We start from the raw sequence: 22,912 nt of genomic DNA on the forward strand, positions 1-22,912 counted from the left end.
AAACTAAATTTTTTACAATTTAGCCGATTTGGTAGTTATGAAAAAGAATTCCGCTATAATGACGCTCAAGAATATGGAGATTTTATGAAAAAAGTTTTATTTTGGATGGTAGTATCTTTTTGTATTTTGAGCGCAAATTCATCATTTGAGCCAGTGCTTTCATCAAAATATGACGAAAAACAAGCCTACATCGGTAAAAAGCTCTTTTTTGACAAAAGACTAAGCACCACTGAAAACTACTCATGCGAAACTTGCCACAACTTATACTGGAATTTAAGTGGCACAAACTCATCTTACACCAGCCAAAAGGGCGTCATAAACCCGCCTAGCGTGCTAAATTCGGCTTTAAATTTTCTATTTTTTACTGATGGCAGAGTAAGAAGCTTAAAAGATCAAGTAAAAGAGTCGATAAATTCTAGAAATGAGCTAAATTCAAACAAAGATGAGATAGTAAAAAAGGTAAAAAGCATAGGCGAGTATGGGATTTTGTTTAATGACGCATATGGTGATGGCATAAACTACGAGAATATAGTAGATGCTTTGGTGGAATTTGAAAAGGCGGTTTTGAGCATTGATTCGCCATTTGATGAGTATCTAGCTGGCAATGATGACTCCATAAATGCTGAGGCAAAAAAGGGCTTTGAGCTCTTTAATAAAATAGGCTGTGTGGCATGCCACAATGGTAGAAATTTAGGTGGAAATTTGATGCAAAACGTGGGCTTAAAAGATGCAGGTGAGAGCAGACGCCTTATGCGTGTGCCTTCACTTAGAAATGTAGCAAGAACGGCTCCATATCTAAGTAGTGGCGAAATGAGCGATCTAAAAGAGGTCATAGGCTTTGTGAGCTATCATCAGCTGATCCACACACTAAGTAGCGAAGAGCTGGAGCAAATTTATAAATTTTTGCTAACACTAAATGGACGCAGACCTAGGATACTAAATGAATAAAAGACAAGCAAATATCATCTTAATCGTCCTAGCGATCGTCTTTTTCTTTAGCTCAGCTTACATCTATATGGCAAATAGAGCAGTTACTGCTGTTAGTAAATTTAACGATACGATCTTAAGCCTTATCTTGCTAGATAACGAGCTAAGCTTTAGCTTAGAAAATAACGTACTTCGTCTAAACTACGACGATGTAAATAAAAATTTAAAAAGTTTTGATCAAAATTTAACCAGACTTGATGAGCTAAACGAGATCATACATGTCTTTTACCAAGAGAAAAATGCCAAAACTTTAAAGGTCATAAACGACGACTTTTTAAAAAAACAAAGGCTTGTAGATAGGTCAAACTACGCTAGCTCGTCAATGGCTGCTTACATCTTATCAGGTGAGTTTGAAATAGCATCAGAGAAGAAGCTAGATGCACTTAATGTGATATTTCACGCGATAAAAAGCTCAGCCCTAATCAGCCCTGAGACGCTAAATCAAACAAAAGAGCAGATAGAAAAGTATAAAGATACTTACAAAAACGACACAAAAGCGATCTTGGTGCTAAATAAGGCAACTTACGCGCTTGAATTTGCAAAAAACCTAAGTGCCGTAGCTCAAGACTCTGTTGATCTAAAACTTGGAGAAACACTAAGAAAATTTAGAGATGACACCCTAGCCTCTTACAGCATAATGATACGAAATATAGTGATAATGCAAGTGCTTTGTTTTATCAGCTTTGTGCTATTTTGCGCACTGGCCTTTTACCAAGCAAGAGTGCTAACTAAACAGCTAAAGCAGATAAAACTACTAAAAACGACAGTGGATGCAGGACACAGCTCGATAGTCTTTTGCGACAATAACAATAAAATTTTATATGTAAATAAAACCTTTGAGGCAAAAAGTGGATATAAACTAAAAGATGTTGTCGGCAAAAGTCCTAAAATTTTAAAATCAAATATGCACCCAGAGAGCTTTTACGCTGAGATAAGAAATGCTATAAATAAGCACATCTCATGGGAGAGCGAAGAGCTCATAAGCAGGACAAAAAACGGCAAGCTGCTCTATGAGAAGGTGCGTTTTGCGCCATTTTTCTTTGAGGGTAAGCTAGAGGGCTACATGGCTATAAAGCTTGATAGGACAAAAGAGCTTAGCATGCTTAAAGAGCTAACTCAAAAAAATGAGCAGATAAAAATTCAATCCTCAATCGACAAGCTAACTGGCTTTGGCAACTACTTTGCCCTAACTGAGATGATAGAGGCGAAAAAAGATGGAATTTTGATCAGCATAAGCATCAAAAACTATAAGATGCTAAGATTTTTCTACCAAAACAAGGTCATCGAAGCCATGCTAAAAGCGGTGGCAAATACGCTAAAACTCTGCGTTGATACATACTCTATAAATGCTGAGCTATTTAGGTTTCAAGATGATGCGTTTTACATCTGGTATCAAGGCGATGACATCGTTAGAGATATCGGCTTTATAAAAGAGTATTTTAACTTTAGCAGGATGAATATCGAGATAGACGGTAAATTTGAAAACCTACCTGGTATCAAGATAACTCTTGGCGTCTCTTTGTCAAATGACACACCGCAAACAAACCGCCTAATGCAGTCAATCCTAGCTAATCAACAAGCAAGCGATAGCGGCAACGAGATCTACTACTACCTAGAAAACGATGCGATCGAGATGAGATACTATAAAAACCAACTCATAACCGAACTCATCGAGTACGCCCTAGAAAACGACAAGGTGATAGTCGAGTGTCAGGGAATTTTTAACGTGCATGAAAATGAGACAGAGGCAAAATACTATGAAGTTTTGGTGCGCATAGTCGATCAAAACGGCAAGATCCGCTACCCAGGCGAGTTTTTAGAGATCGCGATGAAAACGCAACTTTATCTTCAGATAACAAAAAAAGTGATCGCTCTAGCCTTTGATCTAGTGAAAAAATATCCAGACTATACATTTTCTATCAACCTCTCAAGCTCAGATCTAACTGATCCTGGTGTGAGAGAAATTTTAGATGAAAAGCTAGAGAGCTGCCCAGATCCTAGTAGAGTTTGCTTTGAGATGCTAGAGAGCGAAGAGCTTAGCGACTACGGCATGGCAAATGAATTTATAAAAAGAGCTAAGAAATATGGATGTAAAATCTCGATCGACGACTTTGGCTCTGGCTACTCTAACTACTACCGAATTTTAGAGCTTGATATAGATAACATCAAGATAGATGGCTCGATCATCAAAAAGCTACCAACCGATGAAAACGCAAGGGTTTTGGTTGAGACTATCGTGAGCTTTGCTAGAAGACAAGGCTATAAGATAGTGGCTGAGTTTGTGAGCAACGAAGAAATTTTAGAGTATATAAAGAAATTTGGAATTTCATACGCACAGGGATTTTTACTAGGCAAGCCACATCAGATGTAAATTTTGCAGTTACTTTAAAGCCTATTAAAAGGCTAAATTTAACTGCTTTTTACTTTTATACTTGCGTGAAATCTACTTTTTAAATTTTGCTAGACGTGAAATTTGATCTCTTTTACAACAATTAAATTTAAGAATTTGTCTTTAAAAAAGCTGAAAATTTGGATTAACTAGATTTTAAAGCTTATGTGGATAAGATTTTGTCTTTTAGAAGTGGTGACCCATACGAGACTCGAACTCGTGTTACCGCCGTGAAAGGGCGATGTCCTAACCGCTAGACGAATGGGCCACGGTCGGTTATGAAGTTGGGATTATATTACTTTTTAACTTAAATTTACATAAAAGGACAAATCGTTGAAGAAATTTTCACTTGTTTTATTATTTGCTCTCATTTTTTCAGGCTGTGTTGCGACTAAAACGCCACAAAGCTCACAAGCTTTTCAGGTCACTTTATTTTCTCCGATGATAAAGATAAATGATGTTGGATTTTTTCACACATACAAAAATGAACTAAATTTGCAAATTTATAGCTCTGGCGTAAATACCGCAAATATAAATATAAAGGACAAAATTTGCGTAAATAGCGCTTGTTTTAAAAAGACTGAATTTAACGAGAAATTTTTTCTAGCGCCGCATTATGAGAGCCTTTTTGAAGAGATTTTGCAAAGGCAAAAAATTTATGACGGCAAAGATCTAAGCACCACAGAGTGCGGCTTTAGACAAGATCTAAGTTCTTATTTTATAAAATACGAAGTTTGCGATAACTACGTCAAATTTATCGATAGCAAAAATAAAATAAAAGTGATAATAAAAGAGTTAAAATGAGATACATAGGAGCTCACGTAAGTGCGGCTGGAGGCGTATCTAACGCACCGATAAACGCTGCAAAAATAGGAGCAAATGCCTTTGCACTTTTTACAAAAAATCAGCGCCAGTGGAGCGCAAAGGAGCTGAGCGAGGGCGAGATAGCGCAGTTTAAAGCAAATTTAAAAGCCTCTGGCATAAGCGCCGATCACGTCTTGCCACATGCAAGCTACCTCATAAATTTAGGCCATCCAGAAAAAGAGGCAAGAGCTAAGTCCCTTGAAGCCTTTATCGATGAGATAGAGCGAGCTAGCCAGCTTGGATTAAAACTTTTAAATTTCCACCCTGGCTCACACCTAAAGCAAATAAGCCAAAATGAGTGCCTAGATAACATCGCAAGATGCATAAACGAAGCGCTAAAACGAACAAGCGGCGTAAAACTAGTCATCGAAAACACGGCCGCACAAGGCTCAAATTTAGGCTTTGATTTTGCGCAGCTGGCGTATCTGATCGAGCGTGTGGATGATGAGAGCAGAGTTGGCGTTTGCATCGATACTTGCCACGCATTTGCCGCTGGATACGATCTAAGAAGCAAAGAGGCTTACGCTAAGACGATGGGCGAATTTGATGCGATCATCGGCTATAAATTTCTATCTGGCATGCACCTAAATGACGCTAAATTTGGGCTTGGCTCAAAAAAAGATAGGCATGAGAGCCTTGGCAAGGGCGAGCTTGGCCTTGGCGCTTTTGAAAATATAATAAATGATGATAAAATAGGCGAAATTCCCTTGATTTTAGAGACGATTGACGAGAGTATTTGGGAAGATGAGATCAAAATTTTAAGAAACCTAGAAAAGGAAAAGCTATGAAAAGAGTGCTTTTAAGCATTGTTGCGACATGTTCTTTATTAAATGCTGGGGGTTACAAGGTCCCTGAGCAAAGTGCTGACTCTTTGGGGCTTGCTGCTAGTAACGTAGCCTTTAGTTTTGGGGCTGATGCGGCTTATTTTAACCCTGCAAATATGATGTTTTTAGACGGGCTTCACCATTTTGAAAGCACGCTTGGTTGGTTTCATATAAATTCCATCGATTTTAAAAGCGATGGTGGCAAGAGCTACAGCTCAGAGAAATTTGACTCACTAGCTGGCACATTTAGCTTTGTAACGCCAGAAATTTATGAAAACTGGAGATTTGGACTAGCCCTTGCTGTGCCCGCTGCTGTTGGCATCTCGTGGGAGGATCCAGAGACGGCATTTACTGGAAAGAGATTTAAACTACAAGTTGTCGAGCTAAATCCAACCGTGGCTTACCGCATAAATGACAAACTTGCCATTGCTCTTGGCGCTAGAGGCGTTTATAGCAAGGGTAAGATAGCAAGCGACTTTGGACGTTTTGGTTACAGAGAGATACAAGGTGATGGCATAAACTACGGCTACAACGTCGCTCTTACATATAGACCTATCGAGGAGCTAAGCTTTGCGGTGACTTACCGCTCGAAGGTAAATTTAGAGCTTAAAGGTAACACTGATGCTGATTTTAACGGAGCTCTAGCACCTATAAGCTATCATGGCAAAACAAGAGTTGAGATCCCACTGCCTGCTCAGCTAGTGCTTGCGACTGGATATAAATTTAGTGATTTTACTCTTTTGCTAGCTTTTGAGAGGACTTACTGGTCTAAATTTAAAGATTATGACTTTGAATATGACGACAAGACGGCTATTCATTCACACCACCCTGCTTTTAAAATGTTTATGGACGATCCAGTCGTTAAAAACGCAAAGGATACAAACACATATAGGATAGGTCTTGCCTACGATGTAAATGAGAAGCTTAGACTAATGGCTGGCTTTTCATACGATGAGGATATAACTAGCAGCGAACACACTGGCTTGGAGCTTCCAAATACCACCTCTCAGGCATATTCGTTTGGGGCAAACTATAAATTTACGCCGAATTTAGAGCTAGGACTAGGCTATCTCTATCAGCACCGAGACAAAAAGCGTGCGACAGATATAAAAACTGGCGCTGGCTCAATGTCTGGCGAATTTGACGCAAGTAGCGTTCAGATAGCTGCAATGACATTTAAATACTCTTTCTAGGGCTAAAAATGCAATACTCTTATAATAATTTTTATGAAATTTTGACCAAAGTAGCAAAGCAGAGTCCAAACCAGATAGCGATCTTTGACGAAAAAGAGAAGCTAAAATACCATGAAATAAAGCAAAACGTCGATAAAGTGGCAGCTTACTTGCAGCTTTGCGGAGTAAATTTTGGCGACAAAGTGGCTATGGCTGTGGCAAATTCGAAAGAATTTATCATCTCATACCTTGCTATCACGGCTATCGGTGCGGTTGCGGTGCCGATGAATACCTTTTTAAAAACAAATGAGTTTGAGTATATCTTAAACGACTGTGGCGCAAGGGTGCTTTTCGCCTCTAGCTCACTTGCAAAGGAGCTAATCGCACTTAGCGAGCTTGAGATTTTAAGAAAGATCATCTGGATCGGTCAAACGCCTAAAAAGCTTCAAAGCGCCTCAAAAGACGACTATGTAAGCGTTGATGAGGAGTATGGCGAGAGTGCTTATCTATCTTCTACACCACAAATTTCAAAAGAGGATATGAGCAAGGGCTATGAAAATAGCGGCGTTGTAAAAAATGTAAATTTCAGCGAAGCACTAAATCACAAATACACCCTAAGCATCACAAAATACCCTAAAATAGACGATCTCATGCACATCATCTATACCTCAGGCACTACAGGCAAGCCAAAAGGCGCGATGATAAGCTATAAAAATATCTTCTCAAACGTCATCGGCGCTCATGAGCGTTTTAAGGTTAAAAAAAGCGATAGATTTATCGTATTTTTACCGATGTTTCATAGCTTTACGCTCACAGCGATGGTGCTTTTACCGATATATGCGGGCGCTTCGATGGTGCTTGTAAGATCGGTCTTTCCATTTTCAAATGTGCTAAAGCAGACGCTGCTTAAAAGAGTTACTGTATTTTTGGGTATCCCAGCCATCTATACAGCCATCGGCAAGGCAAAAATTCCTTGGTATTTTAGATGGTTTAACCGCATAAGGCTATTTGTAAGTGGCGCTGCTCCGCTTGCTAAGCAAACGATCGATGATTTTAGAGTGAAATTCCCACGTGCAACGCTCGTTGAAGGATACGGCCTTAGCGAATGCTCGCCAGTCGTAGCGGCAAATTTATTTGACAAGCAAAAGCTTTTAAGCGTCGGCCCTGCGCTAAATGGCTATGAGGTCAAGATCGTAGATGATGAGATGATGGAGCTACCAGTCGGTCAGATCGGCGAGATCATTGTAAAAGGCGACTGCGTCATGCAAGGCTACTACGGCATGCCAGGTGTGACTGATGAGACCATTATAAATGGCTGGCTAAAGACTGGCGATCTTGGCAAGATCGATGAAGAGGGCTTTATCTACATCGTTGATCGCAAAAAAGACCTCATCATATCAAAGGGCATAAACATCTATCCGCGCGAGATCGAAGAGGTCATTTATAAGCTTGAAGCAGTCGAAGCTGCAGCAGTCATCGGCGTAAAAGACGTGCATGCAGACGAAGAGGTCGTCGCTTTCATACAGGTAAAAGATGGCATGGATCTTGATGAAAAGACGGTTAGAGAGCATCTAAAGAAAAATTTAGCAAATTTCAAAATTCCAAAAAGTATTTATTTTGCCGAGGAGCTACCTAGAAACGCGACTGGCAAGGTGCTAAAACGTGTGCTAAAAGAGCAGATAAAGGATAAAATTTAGTGAAGTATTTGCTTGATTTTCTAAACCAAGACCTCAAAAAAAGTAAAATTTACGAGCTTATAAAATGTGGCGATGAAGAGGGAGAAATTTTAAAATACCTAAGCAAAGCCTACGTGCAAGGCACGGCTAGCATGAGCGTTTTTGAGCTACTTGGAGCTGTCTTTGGCACGCAAAATGACAAGCAGCTTTTATACCTTAAATTTATAAAAAATTTGCTGGGTAGCGGCTGGATAGTGCAAAACTACAGCCTCTTTAAAATGCCAGAGAACTCGCAAAAAAGCTCTAACCAAGGGCTACTCTCGCTACTTCACTCTGAAATTTCACTCTCAAGCACATTTTTAAAGATCCTTGAAGATGGCAACGCTGATATAAATTTACCAGAGCTTGCACCTTATGAAGATCATTTGGAGTATTTAAAAGATCAGTTTTTAAAGATAGAGCTTTACTCAAAGGCTGCGATCTTTGAAGGTGGCTCAAATGACGCTAAAAAGCGCATAAACGAGCAAATTTCTGAGCTTACAAAGCGCATAAACGAGCGTGTAAAACTAAGCAAGATCAGCCTAAAAATAGAACAAATTTTTAAAGAAAACTCACTTGATGAAAAAGAGCAGATCATATTTTTAGCCCTTTTAAAAGAGGAGTATGCGGGTGATTTTGAAAATGGTCGCGACCTAAACACGCTAGTTGGGCTAATAAGCAAAGACGAGCTTGAACGCATCAAAAATCGCACTCTTTTAGAGGATGGCTCAAGGCTCATCGAGGGTGCCCTCATTGACTACGACGAGGTTTTAAACGCTTATGGCAACGTTAGCAAGAGCTTTTTTATAAACGAAGAAATTTTGCAAAGCATAATGCACCCAAAAAATGACAAAAACAGCAAGAAAATCAAGATCGAAAGCCTAGTAAAAGAGCAAGAAATTTTTGAGCTCATTGAGCCAGCAACTAGCCTAGAAGACGTCGTGCTAAACGAAAAGACAAAGCAGCTTTTAAGCACGATACTAAAGCAAGTCGATAAAAAAGTGCTCGCTAGACTTAGCAGCTGGGGCATAAAAACTAGGAAAAATATAGACGCAAAGATCATCTTTTACGGCGAACCTGGCACTGGCAAGACGATGAGCGCTGTTGGGCTTGCAAAGAGCCTAAAGAAGCAAATTTTAAGCTTTGACTGCTCAAAAATTTTAAGCAAATATGTCGGCGAAAGCGAGCAAAATGTAAGGAAAATTTTTGATACTTACAAAGAAATTTGCAAAAAAAGCGGCAGCGAGCCAGTGCTTTTGCTAAACGAGGCCGATCAGTTTTTAAGCACAAGAGTGGAGAGCTCGAGTGGGGCTGAGAAGATGCACAATCAAATGCAAAATATCTTCTTAGAGCAGATCGAGCGCTTTGAGGGCGTGCTCATAGCTACGACAAATTTCTTGCAAAGCCTTGATGTGGCATTTTCTAGAAGATTTGACTATAAGATCGAGTTTAAAAAGCCTGATTATAACGGCAGGCTTGCCATTTGGCGTAAAATTTTGCCTGAAAATGCGAGCTTTGAAGATGGCTTTAGCGTAGAAAGGCTGGCTGAGTTTAACCTAAGTGGCGCGCAGATCGTCCTTGCGCTAAAAAATACCGCTTTAAAAGTAGCGATAAAAGATGATGGGATTTTTACCTTTGAGGACTTCAAAATCATGATAGAGCGCGAACTAAACTCAAGCTTTGGCGAGGATAAAAAGATGGGATTTGGCTCTTAGACCTTATCTTATTTTATAAATTTGATTTTGTGCTGTAAAAAAACCACTGATATTTATAAGAAATTTGCTTCACTCAATAAAATTTAGATGAGTTTTGCCGCTAAAATCACGGAAAACACGAGTTAAATTTAGGCTTTGGCGATAAGAAATAGGTTTTGTTCTTGTGCTTTTTAAAGCTTTTTTGCAAGGTTTGCTCTGTAACAAAGACAAAGTGCGGATATCAAATTTGCTTTTATCTATTAAATTTACAAGAAGCCTACCACTAAAAATTTATAGAAAAGGCGAAACAAATTTGATCTTTGGCGTAATTCTCTTGCGCTTTTTTTAAATATACGCTTTGCGTCACAAGACAAAGTCTAAAATATCGATGCTTGCCAAACTAAACGTGGAATTTTTTACAATTAAATTTTAGCAAAAGCTACGATAGGATAGACACTCGCCCATAGGCTTTTTGTATAAATTTAACTCGATCACTTGCCTCAAATTTATAACCTCAGCCTTTGCAAAATGGTAGCTTTTATCCATTTGAAATTTATCTGCTCTGCGACTCACGTTTAGGCAGATAAATTTTTACATAAGCTGTTTTATCGCTTTTTTGCTTATTGCGGGCTTTTTCATTAAAGCAGATGACTGCGGGTCAAAGTGTGAAATTTTGCTTTTTTATTAAATTTGAGCGAAAAACTACAGCTTGGCAGATGCCAACTTATAGGCACTAGCATAAATTTACTACCCTAGTCTTTTCAAAATGGTAGCTTTTATCCAAAAACCGCAAAATTTTGAAATTTATCTACTCTGCCTTAAACATCAAGCGCACAAAGTGCATATCTCTAGTTGCGTATGTTTTTGCATTAAATTTTTGTTTTTATCTGTGCAAATTTGCAAAAACCACAAGTAAGACAAATCCCACTTACAACTTCAAATTTACTACCGCATTTTTTATTAAAAAGCCAAAAATTTTAAATTTATCTGCCGTGTGAAGCGTGGGCGTGACTATTTTTTATAACGTTTTATCATTTTTACTAACACAAAAGCCGCCCACTCCATGAAATTTAACCCAAAAAACACAGTAAATTTAAAACACGCTTCCGCGACTTTTATAGCATCACTTTTCGCACCAAAAAAGCAAAATTTACCGATCTTTTTTAATAAAAGGCTATGAAATTTTAGTAGTCAAATTTATAGAGAAATTTACTGATTGATCTTATCAAGCAGCTCTTCAACCTCTTCAAGCGCAAAGGCCTCTTCTGAGCTTTGTTTTAAAAAGCTCTCCATAAATTCTTTCTTAGATATCGCAAGGTCAAGCTCCTTGTCGCTGCCCTTTTGATATGCGCCGATGCGAAGCAAAACCTCATTTTCTTTTAAAAGCGAGTAGAGGCGCTTAAATTTCATCGCATTTAGCTTGTGCTCTTTGCCGATCACGTCGCCCATGACACGCGAGGCCGAGTTTTGGATATTGATAGGTGGGTAGATGCCAAAGTCCGTTAGCTCGCGACTTAGAACGATGTGGCCGTCTAGGATAGAGCGGCTTTGGTCAGCTATCGGGTCGCTCATATCATCGCCCTCGACTAGCACGGTGAAAAACGCCGTGATACTGCCTTTGCCCTCCTCTTTGCCGGCGCGCTCCATTAGCTGTGGCAAGAGTGTGAGCGAGCTTGGCGGATAGCCCTTTGAGGTCGGTGGCTCGCCAAGTGCAAGGCCGATCTCACGCTGCGCCATCGCAAAACGTGTGACGCTATCCATGATGAAAAGCACGTCGTTGCCCTGCTGTTTGAAGTATTCAGCCACGCTCATCGCACAAAATGCGCCATACTTTCGCATGAGCGAGCTATCGTCACTGGTCGCTACGATGATGACCGTGCCCTCTAGGTCGCCGCCTAGGTTTTTTTCGATAAATTCAGGCACCTCACGGCCACGCTCGCCTATTAGCGCGACTACTTTTATGGGAGCTAACGTATTTTTTACGATCATGCCCATGAGGGTTGATTTGCCCACGCCTGAACCTGCAAAAATTCCTAGCTTTTGCCCTTTGCCGCAGGTAAGCAGCCCATCTATCGTCTTTATGCCAACACTAAAAGGCTCGTTTATAAGCCCCCTTTTCATCGCATCTATGGGCGCTCTCATGATCGGCATATATTCAGTCGTATCGATCGCCCCTTTGCCGTCAATTGGCTTCATAAATGGATCGACCACGCGACCAAGTAAATTTGGCCCCACCGGTATGCTCATGCCCTGATCGCTCTCATAGACAAAGTCGCCTATCCTAAAGCCCTCGACAAAGCCAAATGGACTGATATAAGCGCCATCTGTCTTTATCTGCGTGACCATGCCAAGGCCGTTTTTACTCTTGTCTTTTGCCACTATGCGCACGATGTCGCCGATACTTGGGCGAAGTCCGGTGATCTCTATCGTAGTAGCTGTGATCTTTGTGATGACGCCGAAGGTATTTGAGAGCTTCACGCCCTCTTTAAGCCTTGAATTTATGCGCTCTAAACTCAAAAATGCGTTTCCCTAGGCGAATTTATAAGCGAGAAAAACTCCCGCCTTGTGTCTGCGTTTTTGATAAAGCAGCCCCTAAGCGCAGAGGTCGTAGTAGTCGAGTTTATCTTCTCCACACCTCTCATCTCAACGCACATGTGCCTTGCCTCGACAACAACTCCAACGCCTTTTGGAGCGATAACGTCCTCAAGCGCCTTTGCGATCTGCTCGGTCATCTGCTCTTGAATTTGTAGGCGTCTGGCGTAGATATTTACCATGCGTGGAATTTTACTAAGGCCAACGACCTTACCATTTGGGATGTATGCCACATGCACACGGCCGATAATAGGCAGCAAATGGTGCTCACAAAGGCTGTAAAACTCGATATTCCGCATTAAAACCATCTCGTTATTTGAGCTGGTAAATAGAGCGTCACCAAGGACCTCTTTTGGGTCTTGAACGTATCCGCTAGTTAGAAATTTAAAAGCTTTATAAACGCGCTCTGGGGTTTTGATAAGCCCCTCTCTGTTTGGATCTTCGCCGATGATAGTTAGCATATTTTTAACTGAATTTTCAAAACTCTCTTGCATAAATTTTCTCCATAATTTTATCGCCAAATTCTACGTTAAAACGCCTTTTATATCTATAAAAATTTACAAATTTACAATGAAATAAGGAAAATTCTGCTATATTTTGGGCTAAAAATTTGTATTCATAAAGGAATTCGATGGAAATCAAAATCAAAGCTCTAGATAGCGTAAATACCCTAGCAAGCACAACTATAAGTGCAGGTGCTATAAAGTCTAGCGTGGAAAAACTAGCAAAAAAAGCAGCAAAAACTATGAAAGTAGATGGCTTTAGACAAGGCCATGTGCCAGTCGCTGTCGTGCTAAAACGCTACGAGAAAGAGCTGACAAACGACGCTGAGCAAGATGTCTTAAGAGATGTAGTCGAAGAGGCTATCAAACAAGCAGGCAAGAAAAATGACGACCTTATCGGCGAGCCTATCGTTTCAAAATTTGATAGAAAAGATGACAAGATCGATGTTGAGCTAACAGTTTCATTTAAGCCAAGTGTAGATGTGAGCGGCTATGAGAGCTTGATACCAGAGTTTTCAAACCCACGCGTTTTGAAAAAAGATATCGATGAGAAAAAAGCTGAACTTTTAAAAATGATAGCTCCACTTGAAAAAGTAGAGAGCAAAAGAGGCCTAAAAGTGGGCGATTTTGCTAAATTTGACTTTGAGGGCTTTGTTGATGGTGTTGCATTTGAAGGTGGCAAGGCTGAAAACTACGTGCTTGAGATCGGCTCAAACCAATTTATCCCAGGCTTTGAAGATGGCATGGTAGGCATAAAAGCTGGCGGCGAAAAAGATATCGAGGTTAAATTCCCAGAAAACTATGGCGCTGCACATTTAGCTGGTAAAGATGCTGTTTTTAAAGTCAAACTTCATGAAATTCAAGAGAGAAAGATCCCTGAAAAACTAGACGAAGAGATGCTAAAAACTATCCTTCCAAACGAAGAAAAACCAACTGAAGAGCTACTTGAAGAGCGCATAAAAGAGCAAATCCGCCAAGAGAAAATTTATAAACTTATAAACGAAGAGCTAAAACCAAAATTTGCTGAAGCTGCGGTTGAAAAATTTAAATTTGACGTGCCAAAAAATATCGTCGAGCAAGAGATCGATATGCAGTTTAGAAACGCATGGAGCTCATTTACTCCAGACGATATGAAGAAATTTAGAGAAGACAAAGATGCTCTAGCTAAAAAACGTGACGAGTATAGAAAAGACGCTGAAAATAGCGTTCGCCTAACTTTCATCATCGATGAGCTAGCTCGCGTAAGAGGCGTGAAAGTGAGCGATCAAGAGGTCGTTCAAGCGATCTATTTTGAGGCGTATAGAAGCGGACAAGACCCAAAAGCACACCTTGATATGTACCGCAACCAAGGCATGCTTCCAGCTATAAAGATGTCTATGATCGAAGAGAAGCTATTTAGCGAGCTTTTTAGCAAAGAAAAAGAAGAGAAAAAAGCAAGCAAAAAAGAGAAGGCTGAGTAATGAGCTATTACGTTCCTGTCGTAGTTGAAAGAACTAGCAGAGGTGAGCGAAGCTATGATATATACTCCCGTCTTTTAAAAGACAGGATCGTTATGCTAAGTGGTGAGATAGAGGACGGCATGGCTGCTTCTATCGTCGCTCAACTGCTATTTTTAGAGGCTGAGGATCCAGATAAAGATATCTACCTTTACATAAACTCACCAGGCGGCGTGATAACAAGTGGCTTTAGCATCTATGACACGATGAACTACATAAAGCCAGATGTTTGCACTATCTGCATCGGTCAGGCCGCTAGTATGGGTGCATTTTTACTAAGCTGTGGCGCACCTGGCAAGAGATATGCACTGCCAAATTCTCGTATCATGATACACCAACCACTCGGCGGTGCTAGAGGACAAGCGACTGATATCGAGATACAAGCTCGTGAAATTTTACGTTTGAAAGAAATTTTAAATGGAATTTTGGCAAAAAATACAGGCCAAAAGCTAAGCAAGATCGTAAAAGATACTGAGCGTGACTTCTTTATGAGCTCAGCAGAGGCTAAAGATTACGGACTTGTCGATAAAATTTTGGAGAAAAGTTTTAAATAAGGCCTAAAGTGATAAAGATAGATAACGCCCCAGAACCAAAGAGAAAAGCGCTTGAACCAAAACATTCCATTAAAAAAGAAAAGGCAAATATCTATAAATTTTCAGAGGGTGTTTTAAACGAACTAAGTGGCGACAACGTCCCATCTACGCCAAACAACTACTCTATCTATTTTGAAAAGATGCTTGATAATCAACCTGAAGAATTTAGAAAAGAGATCGGCGATATCATCGTGGCAAATTCCGAAAGTTCAGTGCCAACAAATGGCAACATCTCTATCGAAAAAGAGATCAAACAAGGCTTTATCCAGATAAAAGGCATGCTTCAAGCGGTTGTGCTAATCTATAAAAATTTAAATATTATGAGAGGCCTAGTGCAAAAGCGTATGGATGGGCTTAAAAACAACACAAATGTCCTTGCGCTCCAAAACGTTTTAAGCGCCTTTAACCAAGACCTCATCAAGCTAAACGACCTCATGGATAAGCACCTTGACGTCATCAAGATGAGCTATGAAGAGGTTGGCAAGATGTTTAAGGCGATTGAAGAGCAGTCGATCTACGATACGACTTATGAGGTCTATAACAAGAAATTTCTAGTAGTGACCATAAGCAGCGAGATCGAGTCTGTTAGACGTTATGGCTACAATGCCTCATTTTTGCTAGTTAAGATAAAAGACAAATTTGCTAACCGCGTTAAAAATTTAAAAGAGCGAAACAATATGTTTAAAAGCATGTCGCAGCTTCTTTTAAGAACTTCGCGTAGGAGCGATATAGTCGCACACTACGGCGATGGCTGCTTTGCTATGGTGATGAAATACACCGATGAAAACGGCACAAAGCAAGCGTGCGCGAGAATTTTAAACATGCTCTCATCTATGCCTTGGAAGATCGACAACGAAGAGTGCAAGCTCGAAGTGCAGATAGTCTCAAGCATGATCTCAAAGACAAAGAGCACCGAAGAGTTGCTCTCTCACGCACTTGACAAGCTAGAGACCAACCAAGAGCTAAACGAGCCACTATTTTTAGACGAGAAAGCAGAGAATTAGTTTGATCCTAGAAGTTTTATCCTATCCAAATAAAAAACTTTATGAAATTTCAAAAGAGGTTGAGGTTTTCGATGAGAATCTTCACAAACTTCTTGATGATATGTATGAGACGATGATCGCAAAAGAAGGCATCGGTCTTGCGGCCATACAAATAGGCGTTGCAAAGAGAATTTTCATCATAAATTTAGCCAACGAAGAGGGCGTGCAAGATAGAGAAAATTTAATCGAGATCATAAACCCAAAATTTGAGCTACGTGAGGGCGAGTGCGTCTATCAAGAGGGCTGCCTTAGCGTGCCTGGCTACTACGAGGACGTTAAGCGAAGTGAGGTAGTTGCTATCAAATTTCAAGACCGCTTTGGCAAAGAGCAGACCTTAAAAACTGATGGGCTACTAGCGATCGCTATCCAGCATGAAAATGACCACCTAGACGGGCATCTTTTTATAGAAAAAATAGGCTTTAACAAACGCAAGAAATTCGATAAGGAATACAAAAAGCAGAAAAAAGAAAAGACATCATGAAGTCCTTAAAATGTGCTACTTACGGCGACGGACTAAAGATCATTGATGTTGAGTCGATCTTTTCTCGTGGGCTTCCTGGCTTTAGTATCGTGGGTCTTGCAAGCACCAGCATCAAAGAGAGCACAGAGCGTGTAAAAGCGGCACTTTTAGCGCTTGACTTTGCCTTTCCAGCTCAGAAAATAACCATAAATTTATCCCCCTCAGACCTGCCAAAAAGTGGCTCACATTTTGATTTAAGTATCGCACTTCTCATCGCCCTTCAAAAGGCAAAAAGCTTAGAGAAAATTTTTGTTTTTGGAGAGCTTGGGCTTGATGGCAGTGTAAAAAGCACGGCAAATTTGTTTTCGATCCTACTTTTTTTAAGCACGCAGGTTCAAAATGCAAAAATTTTAGTGCCTAGTGAGATAGCCGCCAAAGCTTCGATGATCCCAAATTTAGAGGTTTATGGCGTTAGCACACTAGAAGAGGCGATCAAGTTTTTTAGTGACGCAGAATTTGCTAAAAGCACGCATTTTAGCGCCACACACGAGCTATTTTCAAATGTGATAGAAATTTCTGGCAAAAGATACGTTCCAAATTTAAACTTCGAGCTTGATTTTAAGGATGTTTTGGGTCAAGAAAGAGCCAAAAGGGCCTGCGTCATCGCAGCCGTTGGTATGCACAATATCCTATTTGAAGGCAGCCCAGGTAGCGGCAAGAGCATGTGCGCAAAACGCCTAGTTTATATCATGGCGCCACAAAGCCTAGAAGAGGTGCTAAAGTCCGCCGCCTACCGCTCGCTAAACCTGCAAGATAGCGAATTTACAAGCACTAGAGCCTTTCGCTCGCCGCACCACACCTCGACAAAAAGCTCGATCTTTGGCGGTGGCTCAAACGTCGCAAAGATCGGCGAAATCGCACTTGCAAATGGCGGAGTGCTATTTTTTGACGAGTTCCCACACTTTCCTAAACAGGTGATCGAAAGCCTTAGAGAGCCACTTGAGGACAATCAAATCCACATCGCAAGGGTAAATTCAAAAGTGACTTATGAGACTAAATTTATCTTCGTAGCCGCGCAAAATCCCTGCCCATGTGGAAATTTATTCTCCCGCAATCTAAACTGCAAATGCAGTGAAAATGAGATCAAAAACTACAAAGCCAAAATTTCAGCCCCAGTGCTTGACCGCATAGACTTAAAAGTCGCGATGGACGAGAGCTCGCCAAATGATAAGGCAAGCTTAAGCTCGCAGCAGATGAGCGAGATGGTCTTAAAAGCCTTTATATTTCAAAAAAAGCGCGCTCAAGACGAGCTAAACGGCAAGCTAAATGACGCGCAGGTGGCTAAATTTTGCACGTTAAACGCCGAGGCGAGTGAGATTTTACAAAAGGCCGCCACGAAGTACAACCTCTCTCAAAGGGGCATAAAAAGGACGCTTAGAGTAGCTAGAAGCATCGCCGATCTTGATGAGAGCGAGCAAATTTTAAAACCTCACATCCTAGAGGCGCTTAGTTTTAGGGCATAGAATGAAAAATTTATATTTAGACACGAGAGTTTTGGACGAGCGAGCGAGCGAGAAATTTGGCCTTAGCGAAGAGATTTTAATGGAAAATGCAGCCACAGCCATAGCAAATTTTATCCGTAAGAAATTTAAAAAAGGCGAGAGAGTGCTTGGCGTTTGCGGTGGCGGAAACAACGGCGCTGACGTGCTTTGCGCTTTAAGGATGCTAGAGGGCGAGTATGAGTGTGAATTTATCCTAGCTAGTAAAAATTTAAAGCCACTTGCCATTAAACAGCTTGAAAGGGCTAAATTTGCTGGTGTGCGTGAGAACAAAGAGATAGGGAATAGCTTAAATAGCGCAAAATGCCTCATAGACGGGCTTTTTGGCTCAGGGCTAAATAGAAATTTAGACGAAACGCACATAGAGTTAATCTCAAAAATAAACGCCAGCCCCGCTTACATCATCGCTTGCGATGTGCCAAGTGGGCTAAGTAGTGAGGGCAAGGTGCTTGGCGCTTGCGTAAAAGCAGACGCTACTATCACGATGGGAGCTAGAAAGCTAGCTCTTTATAGTGACGTGGCAAAGGACTACGTTGGCAAGATAAAGGTTGCCACACTTGGCATAAGCGCTCAAAACTACGAGTGCGAAAGCGACTATCATCTGCTTGAAAAATGCGATCTCATGCTTCCAAATAGAAAAAATCAGTGCGTAAATAAGGGCGACTTTGGCCACGCATTTATCATATCTGGCGAGCACATAGGAGCTAGCAAGCTTTGTGCAAAGGCGGCATTTGCCTTTGGGGCTGGGCTAGTTAGCGTAATAGGCGAGCAAGGTTTAAATTTACCAACGCATATCATGCAAGCTAGCAAGATAAGCGAGAAAATGAACGCTGGAGCCCTTGGCATGGGGCTTGGCAAAAGGGGCGTAGAAGAGCTTGAGGTGCAAATTTTAAAAGGCAAAAGGCTTGTGCTTGACGCTGATATCTTTTACAACCCAAAAGTGCTTGACTTGCTAAGCGAGAACTGCGTCTTGACGCCTCATCCAAAGGAGTTTTGCTCGCTTTTAAAAATTTGCAAAATAGCCGATATAGATGTGCAAACTTTGCAAGAAAACAGATACGCTTATGCGAGGGCTTGGAGCGAGAAATTTAATGCCGTTCTTGTGCTAAAAGGGGCAAACACCATAATCGCCAAAGATGGGCAAATTTACGTCATGTCTTATGGTAAAAGCGCGCTTGCAAAAGGCGGTAGCGGCGACGTGCTAAGCGGCCTTGTGCTAGCACTTTTGGCTCAAGGCTACGAGCCACTAAATGCTGCCATCTCAGCCACTTTAGCTCATGCGCTTAGTCTTAGAAATTTTAACAAAAACAGCTACGCGCTTGAGCCAACAGACATCATCAAAGGAGTAAAATGCTTACGAAAAAGATAGCCGTGCTTTTTAGCGGCAGTGGCTCAAATTTAGAAGCGATACTTAAAAAAGTTCATAATCAAATTTTTAACGGCGTAAAGATCGAAGTTTGCCTTTGTATCTGCAACAAGCCTGGTGCATTTGGCATCGAGCGAGCTAAGAAATTTGGACTTGAAACGCTCGTCATAGAGAGCGCTAAATTTAAAAACCGTGAGGAATTTGACGCTGTTTTGGTGGAGCAAATTTTAAAAAGTGGGGCAGGTCTTACGGTGCTTGCAGGCTTCATGAGGATACTAACGCCAGTTTTTACGGCGCAGATAAAAGCCATAAACCTTCATCCATCTATCCTGCCGCTTTTTAAGGGCGCGCATGCGATAAAGGAGAGCTTTGAGAGCGACATGATGATAGGCGGTGTGAGCGTGCATTATGTGAGTGAGGAGCTTGACGGGGGCAAACTGATCGCGCAAAGGGCGTTTGAGCGCGAGGATGGCATGAGTTTAGATGAGTGGGAGGCTAAAATTCACGACATAGAGCATGAAATTTTGCCTGAGAGCATAATAAAAATTTTAACAAAGGAAGTAAATGTTTGAATGGTTGAGTTCGCCAGAGGCGTGGATATCGCTACTTACGCTAACTGGCTTGGAGATAGTTTTAGGCATAGATAACATCATATTTATCGCTATTTTAGTAGGCAAGCTGCCACCAGAGCAAAGGGGCAAAGGCCGCATTTTAGGGCTTGGCTTTGCGATGATCACTAGGATCATCCTGCTACTTTCGCTATTTTGGATCATGAAGCTTACAAAGCCGCTCTTTAGCATAGGCGAGCTTAGCATCACTGGGCGCGATCTGGTGCTCATAATAGGCGGTCTATTTTTGATAGTAAAATCATCAATGGAGATCCACGCAAACGTCACTGGCAAGCATGAAGAGGCTCACGAGAGCAAGTCTCATCCGGGATTTTTTGCAACTATCCTTGAGATAGGCATTTTAGACATAGTCTTTTCACTCGATAGCGTTATCACCGCAGTTGGCATGGCTCAGCACATCGATATCATGATACTTGCCGTCATCATCGCGGTTGGCGTGATGATGTTTGCCTCAAAGGCGATCTCAGAATTTGTCGATAACAACCCAACCATAAAAATGCTCGCACTAGCATTCTTGGTGCTAGTTGGCTTTGCGCTCATACTTGATGGCTTTGGCGTGCATGTGCCAAAAGGCTACATCTACTTTGCGATGGGCTTCTCGCTAGCGGTTGAGTGCCTAAATATCTACGCTAGAAAAAGGGCATCAAGAGATCAAAAATAAAAATGTGAGCTAAAATTTAGTTTCAAATTTGGCTCACAATAGATAAATTTAGATAGGTTTGAAGGCAAGCTTTGCTAGCGACATATAAAGCTCTCGCCTTCGCCTAATATAAAGATGCACTTTAAATCAAGCTTAGTAAAGTGGAGCGAAACGGAGCACTTAAAGCAATGAAAATTTATACATTTGTGGCAGAAATTTGATAGAACTTAGCCCAGATGAAATTTAACAAGAAGACAGCTTGGACCTACTAAAAGACCCACTAAATAAACTAATCATCTCACTATCGCTGCCAGCTGGCGTGGGCATGATGTTTAACACGCTTTACAACGTCACTGGCACATTTTTCGCCGCTAAAATTTCAACCCTTGCAGTTGCTGGCATGGCGATGAGCTTTTTACTCTACCTAAGTGTCGTTGGTATCGGGCTTGGCTTTGGCTCGGCACTCACCGCGCTAATAGGCAACAGCCTAGGCGCAAACAAACCAAAAATGGCTAAACTTTATGCGGCAAATGGCATCATCTTTGTGCTTCTTTTTGCCCTATTTATGGGACTTTGTGGCTACTTGCTAGCGCCAAATTTACTAGTCATTTTAGGAGCTGATCATCACTACATCAATGAAGCACTTGACTACGCTGGCGTCATCTTTCTTGCAGCTCCATTTTTCTTGCTTATAAAATCGCTTAATGGCATACTTGTCGCACTTGGCGATACTAAAAGCTACCGCAACTGGCTATTTTGTGGCCTTTTTATCAACGCATTTTTTTGCTATCTTTTTGCTTTTATCTTTGCTCTTGGAGTAAAAGGTCTTGCTCTAGCAACGGCTAGCGTGCAGTTTTTAGGCATGATCTATCTCTTTCTTAAAGTAAGAAAGAGCAAGATGATAGAGCCTAGAAATTTAGGCTACTTCGTGCCAAATTTAGCCATCTGGGCAAAGATACTAAAGCAAGCTTTGCCAGCTTGTCTAAACTACCTCTCAATGTCACTTGGCTCGCTCGTGCTTTTAAAATTTGTAAGCTTTTACGGCGTCAATGCAGTGGCAGGTTATGGCATAGCCTTAAGGATCGAGCAAATTTTAGTGCTTCCGACCATCGGCATGGCAGCAGGAGTGCTTAGCATCATCTCAAGAAATTACGGCGCTAAGAGCTTTCAAAGAGCGATGCAGTGCTACAAACTATCGCTTCTTTTTTTGCTCATCTACTGCGCCTTTGCCTACATCTTTATCAGGCTTTTTGGCGAGAGCGCGATCAAGCTCTTTGACAGCACGCCAGCCGTGCTAGAAGTGGCAAAGCTCTACCTTGGCATCAACTCACTTGCCTACATGGCTTACGGCACTATAAACATCTCAGGCAGCACGCTACAAGCGATAAAACGCCCAGTGGCGATCTTTTTGCTAAATGGCTTTAGACAGCTCGTGCTTCAATGCTTGCTCTTTTACGTGGTGGTCTTTTGGCTGGGGCTTGAGATCAAATTTATTTGGCTAGCGCTCTTTTTTAGCGTCTATTTTACGGCGATTTGCTTTTTAGTTTGGACGCTTTTTAGGTTAAAAAGAGCTACGAGCGCAAGCTTTTAAATTTAAAACTAAACGCGAAAAAGCAAAGCGAGGCGACTAAGATGATGCTAGCTCCGCCTGTGAGATTAAAATAAAAGCTGATCACAAGGCCGATAAAGCAAAAGATGATAGAAAAAATAGTTGAGATTAACATCATTAGCCCCAGCCTTTTGGCAAAAATTTGCGCTATATAAGGCGGTATGGTAAGTAACGCGATGACAAGTATTAGCCCCACAACGCGTATCGTAGCCACCACGCAAAGCGCCATCATACAAACTAGCAGATAGTGAAAAAATGTCGTATTTACCCCGCGAAGTTTTGCAAACTCCGCATCAAAGCTGATCGCCACAAACTGGCGGTAAAAAAGCGCGATGAGCGCCAAAAACAAGAGGTCTAAAACGCTCATAAAGATAATATCTGTGCCGCTAACTGCAAGGATCGAGCCAAAAAGATAGCTCATAAGATCGGCGTTATAGCCAGGTGTGAGATCGATGAAAATGATGCCAATAGCCATGCCAATCGCCCAAATAGCGCCTATAACAGAGTCGATGTTTGTCTTGTCTTTTAGCGTGATCGTGGCGATGATGAGCGCTAAAAATAGTGAAAATATACTCGCACCAAAAAGTGGCTCTAGTGAGAAGAAAAATGCAAGCCCTATGCCGCCATAGGCGCCGTGTGCGATGCCTCCAGCGATGAAAGTCATCTTGTTTATCACCACAAGCGAGCCTATCATGCCGCATATTATGCTTACTAAAATGCCAGCAATAAAGGCATTTTGCATAAAATTTAACTCTAAAATTTCACTCATTTTCTCTC

General features: G+C 41.2%; 19 protein-coding genes and 1 tRNA gene. 16 read left to right on the plus strand and 4 right to left on the minus strand.

From position 1 onward, the window contains the following. Nucleotides 1–84 precede the first annotated feature (84 nt). Together CVS91_RS01775 and CVS91_RS01780 are read left to right on the plus strand one after the other, a co-directional pair. Nucleotides 85–948, plus strand: a complete 864-nt coding sequence (locus CVS91_RS01775; RefSeq protein ID WP_103568729.1) for a cytochrome-c peroxidase — start codon at nt 85–87, stop codon at nt 946–948. Next, a complete protein-coding gene (locus tag CVS91_RS01780; protein WP_107829889.1) occupies nt 941–3,358 on the plus strand; it encodes a GGDEF domain-containing phosphodiesterase in 2,418 nt (805 codons plus the stop codon). Before CVS91_RS01775 ends, CVS91_RS01780 begins: the two co-directional genes overlap by 8 nt. A 211-nt stretch (nt 3,359–3,569) precedes the next feature. Here CVS91_RS01780 and CVS91_RS01785 read toward each other — a convergent pair. Further along, nucleotides 3,570–3,644: transfer RNA gene (locus CVS91_RS01785), tRNA-Glu, on the minus strand. A gap of 65 nt (nt 3,645–3,709) precedes the next feature. Between CVS91_RS01785 and CVS91_RS01790 the strand changes: the two genes are divergently transcribed. From CVS91_RS01790 to CVS91_RS01810, 5 genes are read left to right on the plus strand one after another with little or no spacing between them, the layout of a single operon-like run. Beyond that, nucleotides 3,710–4,180, plus strand: coding sequence for a hypothetical protein (locus CVS91_RS01790; RefSeq protein ID WP_107829891.1), 471 nt, complete (start codon nt 3,710–3,712; stop codon nt 4,178–4,180). Further along, on the plus strand, nt 4,177–5,028 hold the full coding sequence (nfo, locus tag CVS91_RS01795) for a deoxyribonuclease IV (protein WP_107829893.1): 852 nt from the start codon (nt 4,177–4,179) through the stop codon (nt 5,026–5,028). The genes CVS91_RS01790 and nfo overlap by 4 nt, the downstream gene beginning before the upstream one ends. Beyond that, nucleotides 5,025–6,257 (plus strand): OmpP1/FadL family transporter, encoded by a 1,233-nt coding sequence (locus CVS91_RS01800; protein ID WP_107829895.1) that lies wholly within the window; start codon nt 5,025–5,027, stop codon nt 6,255–6,257. The genes nfo and CVS91_RS01800 overlap by 4 nt, the downstream gene beginning before the upstream one ends. Before the next feature lie 8 nt (nt 6,258–6,265). Beyond that, nucleotides 6,266–7,933 carry a fatty acid--CoA ligase gene (locus CVS91_RS01805; RefSeq protein ID WP_107829897.1) on the plus strand — a complete coding sequence of 556 codons (1,668 nt, stop codon included), beginning with the start codon at nt 6,266–6,268 and terminating at the stop codon, nt 7,931–7,933. Then, complete coding sequence (locus CVS91_RS01810; RefSeq protein ID WP_107829899.1) at nt 7,933–9,666, plus strand: ATP-binding protein; 1,734 nt, start codon at nt 7,933–7,935, stop codon at nt 9,664–9,666. The genes CVS91_RS01805 and CVS91_RS01810 overlap by 1 nt, the downstream gene beginning before the upstream one ends. A gap of 1,188 nt (nt 9,667–10,854) precedes the next feature. On the opposite strand, the gene fliI is transcribed toward CVS91_RS01810, so the two are convergent. Together fliI and folE are read right to left on the minus strand one after the other, a co-directional pair. Further along, entirely contained in the window at nt 10,855–12,162 is a 1,308-nt protein-coding gene (gene fliI / locus CVS91_RS01815) for a flagellar protein export ATPase FliI (RefSeq protein ID WP_004317323.1), read from the minus strand. Continuing rightward, nucleotides 12,159–12,731: a GTP cyclohydrolase I FolE gene (gene folE / locus CVS91_RS01820; protein ID WP_107829901.1), complete on the minus strand. Its 573-nt coding sequence runs from the start codon at nt 12,729–12,731 to the stop codon at nt 12,159–12,161. The genes fliI and folE overlap by 4 nt, the downstream gene beginning before the upstream one ends. A gap of 137 nt (nt 12,732–12,868) precedes the next feature. Between folE and tig the strand changes: the two genes are divergently transcribed. From tig to CVS91_RS01865, 9 genes are all read left to right on the plus strand, one after another. After that, nucleotides 12,869–14,200 (plus strand): trigger factor, encoded by a 1,332-nt coding sequence (gene tig / locus CVS91_RS01825; RefSeq protein WP_107829903.1) that lies wholly within the window; start codon nt 12,869–12,871, stop codon nt 14,198–14,200. Continuing rightward, nucleotides 14,200–14,790, plus strand: coding sequence for an ATP-dependent Clp endopeptidase proteolytic subunit ClpP (gene clpP / locus CVS91_RS01830; RefSeq protein ID WP_107829905.1), 591 nt, complete (start codon nt 14,200–14,202; stop codon nt 14,788–14,790). Before tig ends, clpP begins: the two co-directional genes overlap by 1 nt. A gap of 8 nt (nt 14,791–14,798) precedes the next feature. Beyond that, nucleotides 14,799–15,833 (plus strand): GGDEF domain-containing protein, encoded by a 1,035-nt coding sequence (locus CVS91_RS01835; protein ID WP_107829907.1) that lies wholly within the window; start codon nt 14,799–14,801, stop codon nt 15,831–15,833. Nucleotide 15,834: 1 nt separating this feature from the next. After that, entirely contained in the window at nt 15,835–16,353 is a 519-nt protein-coding gene (gene def / locus CVS91_RS01840) for a peptide deformylase (protein ID WP_107829909.1), read from the plus strand. Continuing rightward, the gene (locus CVS91_RS01845) at nt 16,350–17,855 is read left to right on the plus strand and encodes a YifB family Mg chelatase-like AAA ATPase (protein WP_107829911.1); all 1,506 of its coding nucleotides are present in this window, start codon (nt 16,350–16,352) and stop codon (nt 17,853–17,855) included. The genes def and CVS91_RS01845 overlap by 4 nt, the downstream gene beginning before the upstream one ends. A 1-nt stretch (nt 17,856) precedes the next feature. After that, on the plus strand, nt 17,857–19,260 hold the full coding sequence (locus tag CVS91_RS01850; protein ID WP_107829913.1) for an NAD(P)H-hydrate dehydratase: 1,404 nt from the start codon (nt 17,857–17,859) through the stop codon (nt 19,258–19,260). Further along, on the plus strand, nt 19,242–19,829 hold the full coding sequence (purN, locus tag CVS91_RS01855; protein WP_107829915.1) for a phosphoribosylglycinamide formyltransferase: 588 nt from the start codon (nt 19,242–19,244) through the stop codon (nt 19,827–19,829). The genes CVS91_RS01850 and purN overlap by 19 nt, the downstream gene beginning before the upstream one ends. Beyond that, nucleotides 19,822–20,547: a TerC family protein gene (locus tag CVS91_RS01860; RefSeq protein ID WP_087583407.1), complete on the plus strand. Its 726-nt coding sequence runs from the start codon at nt 19,822–19,824 to the stop codon at nt 20,545–20,547. Before purN ends, CVS91_RS01860 begins: the two co-directional genes overlap by 8 nt. A 238-nt stretch (nt 20,548–20,785) precedes the next feature. Further along, a complete protein-coding gene (locus CVS91_RS01865) occupies nt 20,786–22,117 on the plus strand; it encodes an MATE family efflux transporter (RefSeq protein ID WP_107829917.1) in 1,332 nt (443 codons plus the stop codon). Here the strand turns inward: CVS91_RS01865 and CVS91_RS01870 are convergent. After that, nucleotides 22,098–22,904, minus strand: a complete 807-nt coding sequence (locus CVS91_RS01870; RefSeq protein ID WP_004317440.1) for a metal ABC transporter permease — start codon at nt 22,902–22,904, stop codon at nt 22,098–22,100. The genes CVS91_RS01865 and CVS91_RS01870 overlap by 20 nt on opposite strands. Nucleotides 22,905–22,912 lie beyond the last annotated feature (8 nt).

The organism is Campylobacter concisus, from assembly GCF_003048985.1.
GTDB classification, from domain to species: Bacteria; Campylobacterota; Campylobacteria; order Campylobacterales; family Campylobacteraceae; genus Campylobacter_A; species Campylobacter_A concisus_AY.